Genomic DNA, 17769 nt, shown 5'->3' on the forward strand with positions numbered 1-17769 from the left:
TCGGGTCGCCGTACGGCATCGCCCGTGTGACATGTCCGTGAGCGCCAGGTGACGTTTTTGCCGCGCTGCGTCAGCGGTCGAGGAACACCACGTTCTCACTGAGCGGATTGCGGGGCGTGTCCAGGTGGTTGGCCGGGAAATCGGGGTCGGCGTAGCCGATCGACACCCCACACAGGACGATCAGGTCGTCCGGTATGCCGAGTTGTTCCCGCAGCACGCCCGGGTAGAACGAGATCGACACCTGAACGCAACTACCGACTCCGCGTTCGTTCAACGCCAACAGCAGGGTCTGTAGGAACATCCCCACCCCCAGGGCGTCGACGTGGGTGAAGTCGCGATGCATGCACACCACCCCGGCGACGGGAGCGTGGAAGAACCCCCAGTTCCGAAGCTGGGCGGCCCAGCGGCCTTCGGCATCGTCGCGGGCGATGCCCATGGCCCCGTAGACCAGCGCCCCGCTCTCCCTGCGCAGATGCGCGAAGCGGGGCGGCAGGCCCGCGGAGCCGATCGCCGGCGGGGCCGCCTCGACCGCGGTGAGCAGCGCGTCAACCAGTCGATCGCACCGCTCACCGGTGGCGAAGAAGACATGCCACGGTTGAGTGTTGGAGTTCGACGGCGCCCGGATCGCCAGCTCGAGTGCCTCGTCGAGCAATTCACGCGGAACGGGCTTGTCGGCCAAGAACATCCGCGCGGACCGGCGGGACCGGACGACGTCTGCGAACTCACTCATCACGCCACCCGACGGTCCTTGCGGGCCTCGAGTTCCTCGTCCTCGACGATCACGAGCATCGGCTCCCCGGGCACGCACAGCATGTTGACCAGGAACCGCAGCGGAATGTCGTCGCGGTTGTTGGCGTCCGAGTAGTGGATGACGTCGCCGCCGGGCTCCCAAAATGCCTCACCGGCCTTGACCACCCGCGGTGCCTCACCTTCGAGTTCGAAGAGCATCTCCCCCTCGAGCACGTAGCCGAAGGCGGGACCGGCCGGATGCCGGTGTGGCGGCGCCCCGGGCGATCCTGCCGGCCACTCGATGATCGTCGTCATCACTTCCGCATTCGGAGGGATGTAGGGCGGCTTGACGCTGCCGATCACCGTCATCGCATCGTGAAGCGCCTTCTCACGCTCAGCCGACACGGGCATCAGTGGGCCCCGATCCGGTCGGCGAAGCGGATAGTTCCCAGGATCGCGTCGTCACCGGTGACCAGGCTGTTGTCATCGACGGCCGTGCCGAAATAGGTGGCCTGCGGATCGATCACCACCGGCTTGTCGTCTCCCTGCGCGGCCAGGACCGTGCGGGCCATGTCCGCGAACGAAAACTTCTCGGGCCCACCGATGTTGACGATCCCGTTGACCGGTGCAGCTGAAGCGGCGTTGGCCACCTCGGCAGCGACATCGTCGACCGAGATCAACTGGATGCGCGCATCAGGGACCCGCACCTCGTCACCGACCACCAGCGATGCGGTGATCGCCTCGGCGAACTCCTGGAACTGTGTGGCCCGCACGATCGTGTAGGGCAACCCGGAGTCGGTGATGATCTTCTCCTGGGCCACCTTGGCCCGCATGTAACCGCTGTCCGGCAGTCCGTCGGTGCCCACGATCGACAACGCGACGTAGTGGCCGACGCCGGTCTCGGTGGCAGTGGCCACCAGGTTCTGTGAGGACGCGGTGAAGAAGTCCATCACCGGTCCGTCCTCGAACGAGGGCGAGTTGACCACGTCGACGAGCACGTCCGCTCCGGTGAGCGCCGCCGCCAGGCCTTCACCCGTGAGAACGTTGGCCCCGCTGGACAGCGAGGCGGCGACCACCTCGTGCCCGGCCTCGGTGAGCAACCGCACGACCCGCGAGCCGATCTGCCCGCTGGCACCTATCACTGTGATCTTCATTGTGCGAATACCTTTCTCGACGTGCTGACAAGATCAACACTGGCACCTCGCCCCGAGGATCAAACCCTGGAAAGTCCGTAGTCGGCACGCTGCCCGGGGCAACCCCCACACAGCACAAAACCCCGGCGCACCAGGTGCACCGGGGTTCTGCGTTGACGCGTTGTCGACGCCGGGATCTATCCCTTGCGGGCCTTGATCGCCTCGGTCAGCTGCGGGCTGACCTTGAACAGGTCGCCCACGATGCCGAGGTCGGCGATCTCGAAGATCGGCGCTTCCTCGTCCTTGTTGACGGCGACGATGGTCTTCGACGTCTGCATGCCGGCCCGGTGCTGGATCGCGCCGGAGATGCCCAGGGCGATGTACAGCTGCGGCGACACGGTCTTGCCGGTCTGGCCGACCTGGAACTGGCCCGGGTAGTAGCCCGAGTCGACCGCGGCACGGGAGGCACCCACGGCGCCACCCAGCGAGTCGGCCAGCTCCTCGACCACCGAGAAGCTCTCGGCGCTGCCGACGCCACGGCCACCGGCGACCACGACGCTGGCCTCGGTGAGCTCGGGGCGATCGCCGGCGACGGCGGGCTCGCGCTTGGTGATCTTGGTGGCGTTCTCGGCCTGGGCCGGGACCTCGACCTTGACGACCTCGCCGGCACCGTCGGCCGGGGTGGCCTCGATCGAGCCGGGACGCACGGTGATCACCGGGGTGTCGCTGGTGACCTGGGCCTCGACGGTGAAGGCGCCACCGAAGATGCTGTGGACGCCCACCGCACCCTCCTTGACGTCGACCACGTCGACCAGCAGGCCCGAGCCGATACGGGCGGCCAGGCGGGCGGCGATCTCCTTGCCGTCCGCGGTGGCGGCCAGGACCACACCGGCGGGGGCGGCCGACTCGGCGAGCCCGGCCAGCACGTCCACCACGGGGGTGATCAGGTAGTTCTCTGCATCGTCGGACTCGGCGACGTAGATCTTGGCCGCACCGGCGGCCTTCAGGCCGTCGACCAGCGGGTCCGCGGTGCCCGGCTTGCCCACCACGACAGCGGCAGGCTCACCCAGCACACGGGCGGCGGTGATGAGCTCGGCGCTGACTTTCTTCAATGCGCCTTCGGAGTGCTCAACGAGCACAAGTACTTCAGCCATGAGTTCTCGTTTTGTCTTTCGCTCGAAATCGAATCAGCTGCTAGATCAGCTTCTGGGCGACCAGGTACTCGGCGATCTTGGTGCCGCCGTCGCCTTCGTCGGTCACCTTCTCACCGGCGGTCTTCGGCGGCTTCGGGGTCGAAGACAGCACCTTGGAACCGGCATTGGCGACGCCGACCTCATCGGCTTCCACGCCGATCTCGGCGAGGGTGAGCACGGTGACTTCCTTCTTCTTCGCGGCCATGATGCCCTTGAAGGACGGGAAGCGGGGCTCGTTGATCTTCTCGTTGACGCTGACCACGGCCGGCAGCGACGCCTCGAGGGTGAACACGCCCTCGTCGGTCTCGCGCTCGGCAGTGACCTTGCCGCCCTCGACGGTCAGCTTGCGCACGTGGGTGAGCTGGGGCAGGCCCAGGTACTCGGCGATCACGGCCGGAACCGCGCCGCCGACGCCGTCGGTGGCCTCGTTGCCGGCGATGACCAGCTCGGTGCCTTCGATGGTGCCCAGCGCGCGGGCCAGCGCCCACGCGGTCTGCACCACGTCAGACCCGTGCAGGCCGTCGTCCTTGAGATGCACGGCCTTGTCGGCACCCATCGACAGCGCCTTGCGGATCGCCTCGGTGGCACGCTCAGGGCCGGCGGTCAGCACGGTGACAGTGCTGTCCCCGCCCTCACGCTCCTTGATCAACAGCGCCTCTTCCACAGCACGCTCGTTGATCTCGTCGAGCACGGCGTCGGCGGCCTCCCGATCGAGGGTGAAATCGCCGTCGGACAGCTTGCGCTCCGACCAAGTGTCTGGGACCTGTTTGATCAGGACCACGATGTTCGTCATGACTCTGGTTCGTCCTCCTCGATGAGACCGGTGGCCCGGCCCATATCACGTTCTAAGCAACTAGCACCATGTTACCGGGCGGTAACTTATGGTGGTTCGCAGGAACACCATAACCGGTCGGACTTAGGATTCCGGCCTCCCCTACCACACCTCCGAGGTATCCGAGCGTCGGTCGATTCGCCACCGACCCCTTCACCCTGGATAAGGCTGGGTTAGCCTGCCTTCCAATGAGCGCATTCGTAGACGATCCGGCCGGCGACCCGGATCACGCCTTGCCCCTGACCGGCGAGCGGACCATTCCCGGCCTGGCCGAGGAAAACTACTGGTTCCGCCGCCATGAGGTGGTGTATCGACGACTCGCCGACCGCTGCGCCGGCCGTGACGTCCTCGAAGCCGGCTGCGGCGAGGGTTACGGCGCCGATCTCCTGGCCGACGTCGCACGCAAGGTGATTGCGCTGGATTACGACGAGGCGACGGTGGCCCACGTGCGGGCCCGCTATCCCCGGGTCGAGATCCGGCACGGCAACCTCGCCGAGCTTCCGCTGGCCGACCAGTCCGTCGACGCGGTGGTGAACTTCCAGGTCATCGAACACCTGTGGGATCAAGGCCAGTTCGTGTCGGAGTGCTTCCGCGTGCTGCGGCCCGGCGGCGTATTCCTGGTCTCCACCCCCAACCGGATCACCTTCTCCCCCGGTCGCGACACCCCGCTCAACCCGTTCCACACCCGTGAGCTCAATGCCGCGGAGCTGACCGAACTACTGCACGACGCCGGATTCCAGATCGAAGGGGTCTACGGCGTTTTCCATGGCGCCGGGCTGCAAGAGCTCGACGCGCGGCACGGCGGCTCGATCATCGAGGCGCAGGTGCAACGCGCCGTGGCCGACGCGCCGTGGCCCGAACAGCTGCTTGCCGACGTCGCCGCGGTCAGCATCGACGACTTCGACCTCACCTCCGCCGACGAGCGTGACATCGACGACAGCCTCGACCTGGTGGCGATCGCGGTGCGGCCGTGACGCATTCCGCCGACGAACCCGACCCCGTACCCGGGCTGTTCACCCTGGTCCTGCACACCCACCTGCCCTGGCTGGCCCACCACGGCCGCTGGCCCGTCGGCGAGGAGTGGCTGTATCAGTCCTGGGCGGCGGCCTACCTGCCGTTGATGCGGGTACTGCGCGGCCTGGCCGCCGAGGATCGCCGCCACGTGATCACCCTCGGCATGACACCGGTGGTCACCGCACAGCTCGATGATCCCTATTGCCTGACCGGCATGCACCACTGGCTGGCCAACTGGCAGCTGCGCGCCCAGGAGGCGACGACACTGCACGGCCAGAAGTCCCTGCAGCAGTTCGGGATTCGTGAGTACGCCGAGGCCGGTACGGCCATCGAGGAGTTCACCACCCACTGGCGCCACGGCGGCAGCGGCCTGCTGCGCGCACTGATCGACGCCGAAACCATCGAACTGCTCGGCGGCCCGCTGTCGCATCCGTTCCAGCCGCTGCTCAACCCACGGTTGCGTGAGTTCGCGTTGTGTGAGGGCCTGGCCGATGCGCACCAGCGCTTCGCCCATACCCCGGTCGGGATCTGGGCGCCCGAATGCGCCTACGCCCCGGGCATGGAGACCGGATATGCCGCCGCCGGCGTCGGTCACTTCATGGTGGACGGCCCGTCCCTGCACGGTGACACCACGCTGGGCCGGCCGGTCGGTGAGACCGACGTGGTCGCCTTCGGGCGCGACCTGCAGGTCAGCTATCGCGTGTGGTCGCCGAAGTCCGGTTATCCCGGCCACGCCGCCTACCGCGACTTCCACACCTATGACCACACCACCGGCCTCAAGCCGGCCCGCGTCACGGGCCGCAACGTCCCGTCCGAGGAGAAGGCGCCCTACGATCCGCAGCGCGCCGACCGCGCGATCGACGAACACGTCGCCGACTTCGTCGAGGTGGTCCGCCGGCGTCTGATCAGCGAGAGCGAGCGGATCGGTCGCCCGGCGCATGTGGTGGCCGCCTTCGACACCGAGTTGTTCGGGCACTGGTGGTACGAGGGCCCCGAGTGGCTGGGCCGGGTACTGCGGGCCCTGCCGGCGGCCGGTGTGCGCGTGGGGACGCTGTCCGATGCCAAAGCCGATGGATTCGTCGGCACGCCAGTCGAATTGCCGCCCAGCTCTTGGGGTTCCGGCAAGGATTGGCAGGTCTGGAACGGTGAGAAGGTGACCGATTTCGTCCAGCTCAACAGCGAGGTGGTCGACGGCGCCCTGAGCACCGTGGACAAGGCGCTGGCCCAGCAGGCGGCGGTCGGTGTGCCGACCCCGCGCGACCGGGTGGCCGACCAGATCCTGCGGGAGACGCTGTTGACGGTGTCCAGCGACTGGCCGTTCATGGTGAGCAAGGATTCGGCGGCCGACTACGCGCGCTACCGGGCCCACCTGCACGCCCACGCCACCCGCGAGATCTCCGATGCACTGGCCTCGGGCCGTCGCGACCACGCCGAGCGCCTCGCCGACGGCTGGAACAAGGCCGACGGCCTGTTCGGTGCCCTCGACGCCCGGCGGCTGCCAAAATGACCTGCACCGCGAGCGTGCGTGTCTGCACCACGACACGCCGCCGAATCCCAGCATTGTCCGCACATTCGCACCGGCACGAAGGCACGCAGTCATGAAGATCCTGATGGTGTCATGGGAGTACCCGCCCGTCGTCGTCGGCGGCCTGGGCCGGCATGTGCACCATCTGGCCACCGCGCTGGCCGAGGCGGGTCACGAGGTCGTGGTGCTCAGCCGCAGGCCCACCGACACCGATCCGAGCACTCATCCGTCCACCGACGAGATGAGCGAGGGCGTGCGGGTGGTGGCCGCGGCCCAGGATCCGCACGAGTTCGTGTTCGGTACGGACATGATGGCCTGGACGCTGGCGATGGGGCACTCGATGGTGCGCACCGGCCTTGCCGTCAAAGACAATTCGGGTGATCGCTGGATCCCCGACCTGGTCCATGCCCATGACTGGCTGGTTGCCCACCCGGCGATTGCTCTGGCCGAATTTTTCGATGTCCCACTGGTTTCCACGATCCATGCCACCGAGGCCGGTCGGCATTCCGGCTGGGTCTCCGGGCCGATCAGCCGCCAGGTGCACGCCGTGGAGTCCTGGCTGGTGCGCGAATCCGATTCGCTGATCACCTGTTCGGCGTCAATGAGCGACGAGATCACCGAGCTGTTCGGACCGGGACTGTCGGAGATCAGGGTGATCCGCAACGGGATCGACGCCGACCTGTGGCCGTTCGCGCCGCGGCGTCCGCGCCAGGGCCCACCCCAGCTGCTCTACGTGGGCCGGTTGGAGTACGAGAAAGGTGTCCAGGAGGCGATCGCCGCGCTGCCGCGGATCCGGCGCGCGCATCCCGGCACCACCCTGACCATCGCCGGTGACGGCACCCAACTTGACTGGCTGCTCGAACAGGCCCGAAAGCACAAGGTGCTCAAGGCAACCCGGTTTGTCGGTCGCCTCGGCCACGACGACCTGGTACGAGCCTTGCAAGCTGCCGACGCCGCGGTGCTGCCCAGCCACTACGAACCCTTCGGAATCGTCGCGCTGGAGGCTGCGGCCACCGGAACCCCGCTGGTGTGCTCCAACGTCGGCGGCCTGGGCGAAGCGGTGATCGACGGCGAGACCGGAATGTCGTTCGCGCCACGGGATGTGGCCGGCCTGGCGGCGGCGGTGCGAGCGGTGCTCGACGACCCCGAGGCCGCCCAGCGGCGCGCGATCGCCGCCCGCGAGCGACTCAGCGCGGATTTCGACTGGCACACCGTGGCCGCCGAGACCAGCCAGGTTTATCTGGCCGCCAAACGCGCCGAACGCGAACCGCATCCGCGTCGGCCGATCGTGGAGCACGCGCTGCCCGACCGCTGATTCGACCGGCGTCGAATCATTCCGCACTTAGCGTGCGGATATGGCACCACAACGCTCCCCTGTCGTCACGCTGATCGCCGCCTACCTCGGGCTGTTCGTCGGTCTGATCGACGCCAACGCCGTCAACCTGGCGCTACCCGCCATCGGTGACGCAGTCGCCGGCGACGGCACCGGCGAGACGATGCGGCGCCGTCGGGAAGGAGTCCTGCCATGCGTGAGGCGCAGGAAACTGGCGACCGCAAGCGAGGTGGACCTCGCCGCGGTGGCCGCATTGCTGGCCGATCCGGCCCGCTGCAAGGTGCTGCTGGCGCTCGACGACGGACGAGCGCTGCCGGCCAGTGTGCTGGCCGAAGAGGCCGGCATCAGTCGCCCCACGGCCAGCAGTCACCTGGCCAAGCTGACCGATGCCGGTCTGCTCACCGTCCGCACCCAGGGCCGTCACCGCTATTACCAGCTGGCCGGGCCAGAGGTCGGGGCGCTCATCGAACAACTCGGCCGGCTGGCGCCGACACGACCGGTCACCTCCCTGCGGGAGGGCACCCGCGCGGCACGGCTGCGGTCTGCCCGAACGTGCTATGACCACATCGCCGGCCGGCTCGGCGTGGCACTCATGGGCAGTTTGCTCGACCACGACGTGCTGACCGGCGGTGACGGCCAGTTTCACCCCGGTGGCACCGACCGGCTCAGCAGCCTGGGCCACGACGTGGCTTATCAGCTCACCGATACCGGCCGAGGCGTGCTGCGGCAGGCGGGTGTCCAATTGCCCACCGGCTCAAGGCCTCTCGTTCGGTACTGCCTCGACTGGACCGAACAGCGACATCACCTCGCCGGCGCGCTGGGCCGCGCGCTGCTGGATCACTTCGTGGCCGCAGACTGGGTTCGGCGCACACCACGCCACCGGGCACTCACCGTCACCGACGCCGGCCGCACCGCGTTGGCCGAGCGCTTCGGTATCGACTGGACCGGTTGACGCTGCGCCAGATCAGCCGATTGGCAGTCATCTGCGGCGGACACGAAGCAGAATCGAGGCGTGGTCCAGATTCGCCCGCATCTGAAAACCGTGTGCGCTGCACTCGTCGGCGCCACGCTCAGCCTCGGCATGTCCGCACCGGCGGCTGCCGAACCCAACGGCACCGCCCCCAGCCTGCCCGTGTTTGTGCCGCATCCCTCGAACTGGGCGCCGGACTACACGGTGTTCCCGTACAACCTGTGGCAGGTCCGCGTCACGCCCCAGCAGATCGACGCCCAGCGTGAGTCCTGCCAGTGGTTCAACGCCCAGTACGGCACCTTGATGACCCAGATCGTGGGATTCCAACATTATCTGGGCGAGCATGACGACTACTGGACCGCGCCCGGGGTGCAGGCGGCGGGCGACGCGGTGAAGGCCAACGTCGATCAGTCGGCAGCGTTCCTGGATCCCCGGGCCCACACGTTGTACATCACCAATTACCCGGACCAGAGCCAGTATTCACCGCTGTACAACGGTGATTCGATCTATCACCTGTGGTATCAGCTCACCCAGATCAGCGACAAGATCGCACAGAAGCAGCCGTCGGGCTTCATCAACGCCAACATCGCCACCGCCAACGTCTACGGCAACGTGATCCGCGACTCCGGAGTGTGCAACGGGGCCTGAGCCTGCTCAGTTGCTGTTGGCGGCTTTCTTTCGTTCGATGTCCGCCAGTGCCGCGGCCAGTTCGGCGCGCTCGGCGGCCGAGGTCTCCCAGTCCAGTTTGCGGTTCTTGACCACCTTGGCCGGAGCTCCCACGGCGATGGAGTAATCCGGGATCTCGCCTTTGACCACGGCGTGGGCACCCAGCACACAACCGCGCCCGACCGAGGTGTTGCGCAGGACGGTGACCTTGGCGGCGATCCAGGTGTCCGGCCCGATGCGCACCGGGCCCTTGATGATGCCCTGGTCCTTGATCGGCATGTTGACGTTGTCCATCTTGTGGTCGAAGTCGCACACATAGCACCAGTCGGCCATCAGCGCGGAGTCGCCGAGCTCGATGTCGAGGTACGTGTTGATGACGTTGTCGCGACCCAGCACCACCTTGTCACCGATGCGCAACGAACCCTCGTGGCAGCGGATGGTGTTCTTGTCGCCGATGTGCACCCAACGGCCGATCTCCATCTGGGCCAGTTCGGGTGTGCACTGGATCTCCACACCCTTGCCGAGGAAGACCATCCCCCGGGTGATGATGTGCGGGTTGGCCAGCTTGAACTTCAGCAGCCGCCAGTACCGCACCAGGTACCACGGGGTGTAGGCACGGTTGTCGATCACCCATTTCAGCGAGGCCTTGGTCAAGAAATCGGCCTGGCGCGGGTCACGCAGGCGTGACCCCCGCCAGCGCTTGTGGATCGGGGCCCCCCACATCGTCGTCATGGCCGGACAGCCTACGCGAGGACTCGCGACGCTTCCCAGGTCGCTCTCCTCCTGTACCGCAAGCCCGCCGGGTTACCCTCACGTGGGTCACAAAATCGAGCCCACGCGGGTTCGGCGACGAAAGGACATCGTGTTCCGGCGATACCTGGCACTCGTGGTCGCGGTGCTGTTCACGGGCCTGCTCGCCGGTTGCGAGAACACCGATTCGTGGGTGAACGCACACGCTGCAGACGGTTGGCCGGCCCAGTACGGGGACGCGGCCAACAGCAGCTACACCCGGGCCCGCGGTGCCGAGGCACTGCAACTTGAGTGGAGCCGGTCGGTCAAGGGCGAGTTGGGGGCCCAGGTGGCGCTCGGGTCGAGCGGCTACCTGGCGGCGAACGCGCAGACCGCCGGCGGGTGTTCGTTGATGGTGTGGGAGGCCGACAACAACGGCCGCCAGCGCTGGTGCTCACGCTTGGTGCAGGGCGGCGGCTGGTCCAGTCCCCTGTTCGACGGCTTCGACAACGTCTACATCGGCCAACCCGGCGCCATCCTGTCGTTTCCGCCGACGCAGTGGATTCGTTGGCGTCAGCCGGTGATCGGGATGCCCACCACCGCCAGGCTGCTCGAGGACGGCCAGTTGCTGGTGGTCACGCACCTGGGCCAGGTGCTCGTGTTCGACGGCCATCGCGGCACCGTCGAGGGAACGCCGCTGGATCTGGTCTCGGGGGTGGACCCGACCGATTCGCAGCGCGGGCTCGCCGATTGCCAACCGGCCCGGTCCCGCTGTCCGGTGGCGGCCGCGCCGGCGTTCTCCCAGGAGAGCGGCATCGTGGTGCTGAGCGTGTGGCAGCCCGGTGCCGAGGCGCCGGGGTTGGTCGGGTTGCGCTATCACCGCGGTCAGCAGACGTTGTTGACGCCGGCGTGGACCAGCGACGCGGTCGGTGGTGGGCCACTGGCCAGCCCGGTGCTGTCGGCCGACGGCTCGACGGTGTACGTCAACGGCCGCGATCAGAAACTGTGGGCGCTCAACTCGGCCGACGGCTCACCGAAATGGTCGGTGCCCTTGACGTATCTGGCCCAGACGCCACCCTCGGTGTCCCCCGACGGGCTGATCGTCGCCGGCGGCGGTCCGGATGCCAAACTCACCGCGGTGCGTGACGCCGGAGACCACGGCGAGGTGGCCTGGACCCGTGACGACGTGGTCCCGCTGACCACGTCGAGCCGCGCCGGCAGTGTCGCCTATGCGGTGGCCCGCGAGGGCGGCCATGGACAGACCCTGCTGGTGTTCGATTCCGCCGACGGGCACACCCTCAACACCTATCCGCTGCCCGAGGCCACCGGTTGGCCGGTCGGGGTGTCGATCGGGCACGACCACCGGGTCGTCACCGCGACCAGCGACGGTCAGGTGTACGGCTTCGCGCCGCAGTGACGGTCAGGCCAGGAACGCCTCGACCGCAGACCTCGGCACGTTGGCCTGGCTGGCTCCGGCCGCCTCCGACAGCAGTTCGCCCTGGCCGAAGAAGAAGATCACCGAATCGTCGGTGATCGCGAAGTTCTGATAGTGCACCGGGTCCAGGCCGACGGCGGGCGGGATCGCCTGCTCGACACCGGATTGCTTCTGCAGTTCGCGCTGCACGATCGGGAAGATCACGTCCAGCGGCCGGGCGCCGGGCTTGAACAGAGTGTCGAACGTGATCGGCGCCCGGGTGGCCAGGTTGTAGTTGAACGCCTTGTACCAGGTCTGCGGGTGCGCGCCGCCGACGTTCTGGTACACCTCGAACACCAGGCTCTGGGTGCGCGGCGGGGTGCCGGAACTGTAGGCGGTGCCCTTGGCGTCCAGCACGTAGGGCTGGTCGCGGAATCCGGGCATGCTCGAGACGTTGACGAAGCCGTCGCGGGTCTGGGTCAGGTAGGCCGCGACGGCCTGCTGATCGGGGTAGTCGACCGGAAAGGTGTAGTCGAGCGTGTAGGTGGCATTGGCGGTGTGCACCTGGCACGTCTGGTCGGCGTCGACGGTGCCGCCGAGGTCGGCGCAGGCCGACTGCGCAGCTGCCACCGGCAGGCCGAGCCAGCCGAGCAGCACACCGGCTGCCAGCAGCGCTGTCACAGGGGGAATTCGCATCGTCAGTCGTCCTCGCAGGCGATCAACTCACACCGGTCGACATGCCGGTGTGCTCGGATTCAGGATACGTGCCGGTCATCGCGACGGCCGACAAATGAATGCCGCCGGCCGCCCGGCCGCACCGGAACCGAGCCGGGCGATCACCACAGCCAGCGCTCGGGTGCCGCGCAACCGCATCCGGGAACGCAACGCGTCGGGATCCACATTCACCCCGCGCACCAGGATCTCCAACGCGCCGGCCGAATGATCGGCCAGCGCCGACCGCAGCCGGCGCTCCTGAAACGGCAGCTGGTCGAGAACTTCGAAACCACGCACCCCGGCGGGCAACTCGTCACCGGACAGATAGGCGATGTCAGGGTCGAGCTGCCACAGGCCATGGCGGGCCGCATAGTGGCGCACCAGCCCGGCCCGCACCACTGCGCCGTCGGGGTCGATGATCCAGCGTCCGGCCGCAGCGACGGCGCATTCGTCGGGTTCGGCGTCGGTGAGTTCTTCACCGGTTTCCAGCAGGCTGGCGCGGCGGCGCACTCCGGGCTCGGTCAGACCCGGTGACCACAGGCAGGCTTCCCGGACGCTGCCGCCGACCGAGGTCACCTCGATCTCCCCGGCGAACCCCATCTTGGCGAGCTCGTCGAAATCGATTCCGGGAGCACACTTCACCACCAGATCGCGATCGCGGTAGACCTCTAGCACCGCGTCGAGTGCCGGGGTGTAGGCCCGCGGATCGAACCGGCGCCGTCCGCCGGCCCGCCGGGCCGGGTCGATGATCACCACCGCGTCGCGGGTGATCGGCGCCAGCGCGTCGGCTCGACACAGTCCGACGGCCGGGCCGCCGTCCTCGAGATTGTTGGCGGCCATCGCCAGCCGCACCGGGTCGAGATCACTGCCGACTAGCTGAGAAGTGCAATCACGCAGGGCCACAAGCTCACTGCCGATCGAGCAGGTGGCGTCGTGCACCCGGGCCCCGGTGAGTCTGCGGGCCCGGTGCGCGGCCACGGGTGCGGCAGTGGCCTGTTGCAGCGCCTCGTCGGTGAACAACCAGCGCCCCGGGTCGCCGAATTTGGCCTGCGCCCGCCGGCGCAACTGCACGGTTTCCACCAGCACTGCCGCGTGGTCGCCGAATTGCCCTCGGACCGAAGCGATGTCGCTGACCAGTGAGGCACCGGACAGCGACATCGTGGCGACCTGACTCAACGCCCGGCGGCCCGCATCTGAGCGCAGATACGCGACGTGCGAGAGATCGAAATCTACCCCACCGCTCAGGACGGCTTGACCCCCGTGACCATCACGTTGTAGAACCAGCCCTTGGGCACCACGTGACGCCAGACGTTGGCGTCCACCCAGCTCAAGCCGATCCAGCTGTTGAACGCGAACTTGGCCCAACCCCAGCCCAGGCGTCCGGGCGGCACCGCGGCTTCGAAGGTCCGCACCGGCCACCCCAGCATGGCTGCGGTGAATTCCTCACTGGCGGTGCGTACTTCGACCGCACCGGCGTTGGTCGCCATGCGCTCCAGGTCGGCGGGGTCGAACGTGTGCAGGTCCACCACGGCTTCCAGCGCGGCGGCGCGCGAAGATTCGTCGAGCTCTTCCTGCGGCCGGCGCCAACCGCTCAACCACGGCAGCTTGGTGAGGTTCGTGGTGGCGTGCCAGGTCAACGTGGACAGCTCGCGGGCGTACTTGTTGCCGACCGTGGTGGGCTCACCGGCGAAGACGAAACGCCCGCCCGGCTTGAGCACCCGCACCACCTCGCGTAGCGAGAGCTCGACATCTGGAATATGGTGCAGCACGGCGTGCCCGACGACGAGGTCGAAAGTATTGTCCTCGTACGGGATGCCCTCGGCGTCGGCGACCCGACCGTCGATGTCCAGGCCGAGGCCCTGCCCGTTACGGGTGGCCACCTTGACCATGCCCGGCGACAGGTCGGTCACCGAGCCGCGCCGCGCCACCCCGGACTGGATCAGGTTGAGCAGGAAGAAGCCGGTGCCGCAGCCCAGCTCGAGGGCCCGGTCGTAGGGCAGTTCACGCTGCTCGGACTCGGGGACGATCGCGTCGAACCGGCCGCGGGCGTAGTCGATACAGCGCTGGTCGTAGGAGATCGACCACTTCTCGTCGTAGGTTTCGGCTTCCCAGTCGTGGTAGAGCACCTGCGCAAGCTTGCTGTCGTGCATCGCGGCCTCGACCTGTTCGGCCGTGGCGTGCGGGTTAGGAGTCGGCATGCCAGCCAGGTCGACCGACGCGTCAGCCTCGGTGCCGGAATCCTTGATGTCAGTCATGAAGGGCAGCCTAACGGCCCGCCTCCGGCGTCTGTCAGGGCCGGTCCGCCAGTCCGTCGACAGCGGCCTTGGCCGCCGCCAGCACGTCGACCGGATGTTCGACGAAGCGCTGGGCCCAGACCAGCGCCTCGTCGTAGACGTGGTCGGGTGCCACCATCTGGTCGATCAGACCCAGTTCGAGGGCCTCCTCCGCGCCGACGAATCGGCCGCTGAACACCAGCTCCTTCGCCTTGCTGGCCCCGATGACCTCGGCCAGCCGGGTGCCGCCGCCGGCCCGCGGCGCCAGTCCGGCCAGGATCTCGGTGGAGCCGAACTTCACGTTGTCCCCGGCCACGCGCCAGTCTGCAGCCATCGCCAGGGACAGACCGCTGCCCAGCGCATAGCCGGTGATCGCCGCCACGGTGGGCTTGGGGATGGCGGCCACGGCGTCGATGCATTGGCGCAGCGCGGCGTCGGCCGCGGCCGCCTCGGGAGCGTTCAGCGTGCGGAGTTCGGGAACGTCGTCGCCGGCGCAGAAGATCTCATGTCCGCCGAACAGGATCACCACAGCGATGTCGGTGCGCTCACCGAGCGTGTGCGCGGCCGCGATGATCTCGCGGTACATCTGCCGGGTCAGGGCATTGGTGGGCGGACGGGACAGCATGAGCGTGCCGATCCGGTCCTGCTCCGGCGTCGCCCCGGTGATCACGTTGACGAACTCGTTCACCGGTCTGCCCCCGGAGACCGGTGGTTGCGCGCGGCGTTGTAGCGCTCGCCGTCGAAGAACTCGATGTCCCAGTTCCCCCCGCCCAGGGCGAGGTTGGGTTCGATGGGCACGATCGTGCGTTCGGTCGCCAGCACGTCGGCGACGGAGCGTCCGTTGAGCGAGTTGAGCTGGGTCCAGGTCGGCGGGAGCAGGAACGAGTTGCCCTGCTCGAAATCGTCGAGCCCGGCCTGCGGGGTGCTCCAGAACGCGCGGTCGCTTTCGGTGTTCTCCCCGTCGGCCCGCTGCCCTTCTGGCAGGGCACCGACGAAGAAGAAGGTGTCGTAGCGCCGGGTGCGTTCCTCTTTCGGGGTGATCCAGTTGTCCCAGGGCCGCAACAGGTCGGCTCGCAGCACGAGTTTCTCGTCGCGCAGGAAATCCGCGAACGACAGCGAGTGGTTGGCCAGGGCGGTCCGCGCCTCGCCGTAGACCGACGCGTCGGAAATGATGCCCGGGGACCCCGATCCACCGGCCGGCCCGGCGAACAACACCCCGGATTCCTCGAAGGTTTCGCGGGCGGCGGCACAGACAAGCGCTTCGGCCAATCCGGTGTCCACCCCGAGACGTTGCGCCCACCAGTCGGGTTCCGGACCGAACCAGGCGATGTCGGCATTGCGGTCCCGATCGTCGACCCCGCCGCCCGGGAACACCATCACCCCGGCCACGAACTCCATTGCCGCGTGCCTGCGCATCATGAAGACCTCGATGTCGGCCGCGCCGGGACGCTGCACGTCTCGCACGAGCATCACCGTGGCCGCCGGTCTGGGCACCAGTGGCTTGCTGGTCGGCTCCTCGTGCAAGCCCTCGTCGGCTGTCATGCTCATTCTCGCCTCCTGTGCGCCGCACGGCTCCTGGTCCGCCGGGCGAAATAGCGCCCGTCGATCACGTCCAGCGCGATCGACTGACCGAACGCCTTGGACAAGTTCTCCGCAGTCAACACCTCGGTCAACAGACCGGAGGCGACCGCCTTGCCCTCGGACAGGATCAGCGCATGGCTGAATCCCACCGGGATCTCCTCGACATGATGGGTGACCAACACCATGGCCGGCGCGTCGGGGTCGGCAGCCAGGTCGCTGAGCCGCGCCACCAGATCCTCGCGGCCGCCGAGATCGAGGCCGGCCGCGGGCTCGTCGAGCAGCAGCAGTTCCGGATCGGTCATCAGCGACCTGGCGATCAGCACACGTTTGCGTTCACCTTCCGACAGTGTCCCGTAGGTCCGTTCGGCGAGGTGTTCGGCGCCGACGCTTTCCAGCATGTCGATGGCCTGGACGTAGTCGACGTCCTCGTAGTCCTCGCGCCAGCGGCCCAGCACGGCGTAACCGGCCGACACCACCAGATCGCGCACCACCTCGCTGTCGGGAATCCGTTGTGACAGTGCCGAACTGCTGAGACCGACGCGGGCCCGCAACTCGGACATGTCGGTGCGACCCAGCCGTTCCCCGAGGACGTAGGCGGTGCCCGACGACGGATGTTCGGTGGCCGCGGCGATGCGCAGCAACGACGTCTTGCCTGCACCGTTGGGCCCGATGACCACCCAGCGCTCGTCCAGCTCGACGGTCCAGGTGATGGGCCCGACCAGGGTGTTGCCGCTCCGGCGCAGGGTCACCCGCGCGAAGTCGATCAACAGGTCGGGGTCGGTTCCGTCGTCGTCATCGTTGATTGTCGAGTCGGTGCGTTCCCCTGCGGCCACTCGCTCATCGTAGTGACCGGATCGCGATCGGCTCGGGCACGCCCGCCGCTGAAATCGTGGAACAACAACGATCGTGGGAACAGCCGCAGGAACAGCTGCACCAGCGGGCCGATCCCAAAGGCGTAGACCACCGTTCCGATACCGATCGTTCCGCCCAGCAGCCAGCCGATTGCCAGCACGGTCGCCTCGATCGCGGTGCGCACCAACCGCACCGACAGCCCGGTGCGGGCCACCAGTCCGGTCATCAGACCGTCACGGGGCCCCGGACCCAGGCCGGCGCCGATGTAGAGCACGGTGCTGACGGCGTTGAGCACGACGGCGCCGATCATCATGGCGATACGCACCGGCATCGCCGACGCATCCGGCAGAACCGCCAGCGTGGCATCCACCGTGACGGCAATGACGATGACGTTGGCGACGGTGCCGATCCCGGGCCGGTTACGCAACGGGATCCAGGCCAGTAGCACGACGACACCGGTGACGGCCGAGGCCATGCCCAGACTCAGCGGGGTGTGCCGGGTGAGTCCCTGGTGGAAGACGTCCCACGGGTCGAGGCCGAGCCCGGCGCGCACCATCATCGCCATCGACACGCCATAGCCGCACAGGCCGATCAGGAGCAGGGCGGTGCGGGTGAGTGCGGTCCTCATGCGTGGTCGGGGAATCGGACGCGGATGGCGTCGAGCTCACTGCGCACCCGGCGAGCGTCCACATCGCGGACACCGGCGTCGTTGCCGGGATCGTGCAGACGGCGGAGATTCTGCGCCAATCGGGAAATCCAGTTCCGTGCCATGCCGCCATGATCCCGGCCAGGTGGCTTGTCCATCAATAGC

General features: G+C 67.9%; 20 protein-coding genes. 6 read left to right on the forward strand and 14 right to left on the reverse strand.

The features are described 5' to 3' along the window. Window positions 1–70 precede the first annotated feature (70 nt). The 5 genes from A5733_RS06375 to A5733_RS06395 form a co-directional block, all read right to left on the reverse strand. Window positions 71–730, reverse strand: a complete 660-nt coding sequence (locus A5733_RS06375; protein ID WP_076239504.1) for a nitroreductase — start codon at window positions 728–730, stop codon at window positions 71–73. Then, a complete protein-coding gene (locus A5733_RS06380; protein WP_076239505.1) occupies window positions 730–1140 on the reverse strand; it encodes a cupin domain-containing protein in 411 nt (136 codons plus the stop codon). Before A5733_RS06380 ends, A5733_RS06375 begins: the two co-directional genes overlap by 1 nt. Beyond that, window positions 1140–1883 (reverse strand): SDR family oxidoreductase, encoded by a 744-nt coding sequence (locus A5733_RS06385; protein ID WP_076239506.1) that lies wholly within the window; start codon window positions 1881–1883, stop codon window positions 1140–1142. The genes A5733_RS06380 and A5733_RS06385 overlap by 1 nt, the downstream gene beginning before the upstream one ends. A gap of 176 nt (window positions 1884–2059) precedes the next feature. Further along, window positions 2060–3016 (reverse strand): electron transfer flavoprotein subunit alpha/FixB family protein, encoded by a 957-nt coding sequence (locus A5733_RS06390; RefSeq protein WP_067771581.1) that lies wholly within the window; start codon window positions 3014–3016, stop codon window positions 2060–2062. A gap of 40 nt (window positions 3017–3056) precedes the next feature. Further along, window positions 3057–3848 carry an electron transfer flavoprotein subunit beta/FixA family protein gene (locus A5733_RS06395; RefSeq protein ID WP_067771584.1) on the reverse strand — a complete coding sequence of 264 codons (792 nt, stop codon included), beginning with the start codon at window positions 3846–3848 and terminating at the stop codon, window positions 3057–3059. A 227-nt stretch (window positions 3849–4075) separates the two neighbouring features. Here A5733_RS06395 and A5733_RS06400 point away from each other — a divergent pair, with 227 nt between their 5' ends. The 5 genes from A5733_RS06400 (at window position 4076) to A5733_RS06420 (ending at window position 9377) form a co-directional block, all read left to right on the forward strand. Further along, window positions 4076–4861 (forward strand): bifunctional 2-polyprenyl-6-hydroxyphenol methylase/3-demethylubiquinol 3-O-methyltransferase UbiG, encoded by a 786-nt coding sequence (locus A5733_RS06400; protein WP_076239507.1) that lies wholly within the window; start codon window positions 4076–4078, stop codon window positions 4859–4861. After that, window positions 4858–6408 carry a glycoside hydrolase family 57 protein gene (locus tag A5733_RS06405; protein ID WP_076239508.1) on the forward strand — a complete coding sequence of 517 codons (1551 nt, stop codon included), beginning with the start codon at window positions 4858–4860 and terminating at the stop codon, window positions 6406–6408. Before A5733_RS06400 ends, A5733_RS06405 begins: the two co-directional genes overlap by 4 nt. Before the next feature lie 91 nt (window positions 6409–6499). Continuing rightward, window positions 6500–7741 (forward strand): glycosyltransferase family 4 protein, encoded by a 1242-nt coding sequence (locus tag A5733_RS06410; protein WP_076239509.1) that lies wholly within the window; start codon window positions 6500–6502, stop codon window positions 7739–7741. 40 nt (window positions 7742–7781) lie between these two features. Beyond that, a complete protein-coding gene (locus A5733_RS06415) occupies window positions 7782–8711 on the forward strand; it encodes a helix-turn-helix transcriptional regulator (RefSeq protein ID WP_233152637.1) in 930 nt (309 codons plus the stop codon). A gap of 129 nt (window positions 8712–8840) precedes the next feature. Beyond that, complete coding sequence (locus A5733_RS06420) at window positions 8841–9377, forward strand: hypothetical protein (RefSeq protein ID WP_142253839.1); 537 nt, start codon at window positions 8841–8843, stop codon at window positions 9375–9377. 6 nt (window positions 9378–9383) lie between these two features. Here A5733_RS06420 and A5733_RS06425 read toward each other — a convergent pair whose 3' ends face one another. Then, window positions 9384–10127: an acetyltransferase gene (locus tag A5733_RS06425; RefSeq protein ID WP_067771597.1), complete on the reverse strand. Its 744-nt coding sequence runs from the start codon at window positions 10125–10127 to the stop codon at window positions 9384–9386. A 130-nt stretch (window positions 10128–10257) separates the two neighbouring features. Between A5733_RS06425 and A5733_RS06430 the strand changes: the two genes are divergently transcribed. Continuing rightward, on the forward strand, window positions 10258–11541 hold the full coding sequence (locus A5733_RS06430) for a PQQ-binding-like beta-propeller repeat protein (RefSeq protein WP_067771635.1): 1284 nt from the start codon (window positions 10258–10260) through the stop codon (window positions 11539–11541). Window positions 11542–11544: 3 nt separating this feature from the next. On the opposite strand, the gene A5733_RS06435 is transcribed toward A5733_RS06430, so the two are convergent. The 8 genes from A5733_RS06435 to A5733_RS27670 all read right to left on the reverse strand — a co-directional run bounded on the left by A5733_RS06435 (window position 11545) and on the right by A5733_RS27670 (window position 17729). Then, a complete protein-coding gene (locus A5733_RS06435; protein WP_067771600.1) occupies window positions 11545–12234 on the reverse strand; it encodes an esterase in 690 nt (229 codons plus the stop codon). A 75-nt stretch (window positions 12235–12309) separates the two neighbouring features. Continuing rightward, window positions 12310–13560: a class I SAM-dependent methyltransferase gene (locus tag A5733_RS06440; RefSeq protein ID WP_198938746.1), complete on the reverse strand. Its 1251-nt coding sequence runs from the start codon at window positions 13558–13560 to the stop codon at window positions 12310–12312. Next, window positions 13494–14450, reverse strand: a complete 957-nt coding sequence (locus tag A5733_RS06445) for a class I SAM-dependent methyltransferase (RefSeq protein ID WP_142253840.1) — start codon at window positions 14448–14450, stop codon at window positions 13494–13496. The genes A5733_RS06440 and A5733_RS06445 overlap by 67 nt, the downstream gene beginning before the upstream one ends. A gap of 91 nt (window positions 14451–14541) precedes the next feature. Then, window positions 14542–15213 (reverse strand): enoyl-CoA hydratase, encoded by a 672-nt coding sequence (locus tag A5733_RS06450; protein WP_076239510.1) that lies wholly within the window; start codon window positions 15211–15213, stop codon window positions 14542–14544. Beyond that, on the reverse strand, window positions 15210–16067 hold the full coding sequence (locus tag A5733_RS06455; RefSeq protein WP_076239511.1) for an NUDIX hydrolase: 858 nt from the start codon (window positions 16065–16067) through the stop codon (window positions 15210–15212). The genes A5733_RS06450 and A5733_RS06455 overlap by 4 nt, the downstream gene beginning before the upstream one ends. A gap of 2 nt (window positions 16068–16069) precedes the next feature. Beyond that, a complete protein-coding gene (locus A5733_RS06460) occupies window positions 16070–16909 on the reverse strand; it encodes an ABC transporter ATP-binding protein (RefSeq protein ID WP_067771641.1) in 840 nt (279 codons plus the stop codon). Next, a complete protein-coding gene (locus A5733_RS06465) occupies window positions 16870–17586 on the reverse strand; it encodes a YitT family protein (protein WP_067771610.1) in 717 nt (238 codons plus the stop codon). Before A5733_RS06465 ends, A5733_RS06460 begins: the two co-directional genes overlap by 40 nt. Continuing rightward, window positions 17583–17729 (reverse strand): hypothetical protein, encoded by a 147-nt coding sequence (locus A5733_RS27670; protein WP_198938741.1) that lies wholly within the window; start codon window positions 17727–17729, stop codon window positions 17583–17585. The genes A5733_RS06465 and A5733_RS27670 overlap by 4 nt, the downstream gene beginning before the upstream one ends. Window positions 17730–17769: the final 40 nt, after the last annotated feature.

Source organism: Mycobacterium sp. NS-7484 (assembly GCF_001953975.1).
Classification (GTDB): domain Bacteria; phylum Actinomycetota; class Actinomycetes; order Mycobacteriales; family Mycobacteriaceae; genus Mycobacterium.

Bases quoted from the DNA above. Each gene is read 5' to 3' on its own strand.
- A5733_RS06375 (WP_076239504.1), bottom strand. From the start codon at position 730: ATGAGTGAGTTCGCAGACGTCGTCCGGTCCCGCCGGTCCGCGCGGATG.
- A5733_RS06380 (WP_076239505.1), bottom strand. From the start codon at position 1,140: ATGCCCGTGTCGGCTGAGCGTGAGAAGGCGCTTCACGATGCGATGACG.
- A5733_RS06385 (WP_076239506.1), bottom strand. From the start codon at position 1,883: ATGAAGATCACAGTGATAGGTGCCAGCGGGCAGATCGGCTCGCGGGTC.
- A5733_RS06390 (WP_067771581.1), bottom strand. From the start codon at position 3,016: ATGGCTGAAGTACTTGTGCTCGTTGAGCACTCCGAAGGCGCATTGAAG.
- A5733_RS06395 (WP_067771584.1), bottom strand. From the start codon at position 3,848: ATGACGAACATCGTGGTCCTGATCAAACAGGTCCCAGACACTTGGTCG.
- A5733_RS06400 (WP_076239507.1), top strand. From the start codon at position 4,076: ATGAGCGCATTCGTAGACGATCCGGCCGGCGACCCGGATCACGCCTTG.
- A5733_RS06410 (WP_076239509.1), top strand. From the start codon at position 6,500: ATGAAGATCCTGATGGTGTCATGGGAGTACCCGCCCGTCGTCGTCGGC.
- A5733_RS06415 (WP_233152637.1), top strand. From the start codon at position 7,782: ATGGCACCACAACGCTCCCCTGTCGTCACGCTGATCGCCGCCTACCTC.
- A5733_RS06420 (WP_142253839.1), top strand. From the start codon at position 8,841: ATGTCCGCACCGGCGGCTGCCGAACCCAACGGCACCGCCCCCAGCCTG.
- A5733_RS06425 (WP_067771597.1), bottom strand. From the start codon at position 10,127: ATGACGACGATGTGGGGGGCCCCGATCCACAAGCGCTGGCGGGGGTCA.
- A5733_RS06435 (WP_067771600.1), bottom strand. From the start codon at position 12,234: ATGCGAATTCCCCCTGTGACAGCGCTGCTGGCAGCCGGTGTGCTGCTC.
- A5733_RS06445 (WP_142253840.1), bottom strand. From the start codon at position 14,450: ATGCCGACTCCTAACCCGCACGCCACGGCCGAACAGGTCGAGGCCGCG.
- A5733_RS06455 (WP_076239511.1), bottom strand. From the start codon at position 16,067: ATGACAGCCGACGAGGGCTTGCACGAGGAGCCGACCAGCAAGCCACTG.
- A5733_RS06465 (WP_067771610.1), bottom strand. From the start codon at position 17,586: ATGAGGACCGCACTCACCCGCACCGCCCTGCTCCTGATCGGCCTGTGC.
- A5733_RS27670 (WP_198938741.1), bottom strand. From the start codon at position 17,729: ATGGCACGGAACTGGATTTCCCGATTGGCGCAGAATCTCCGCCGTCTG.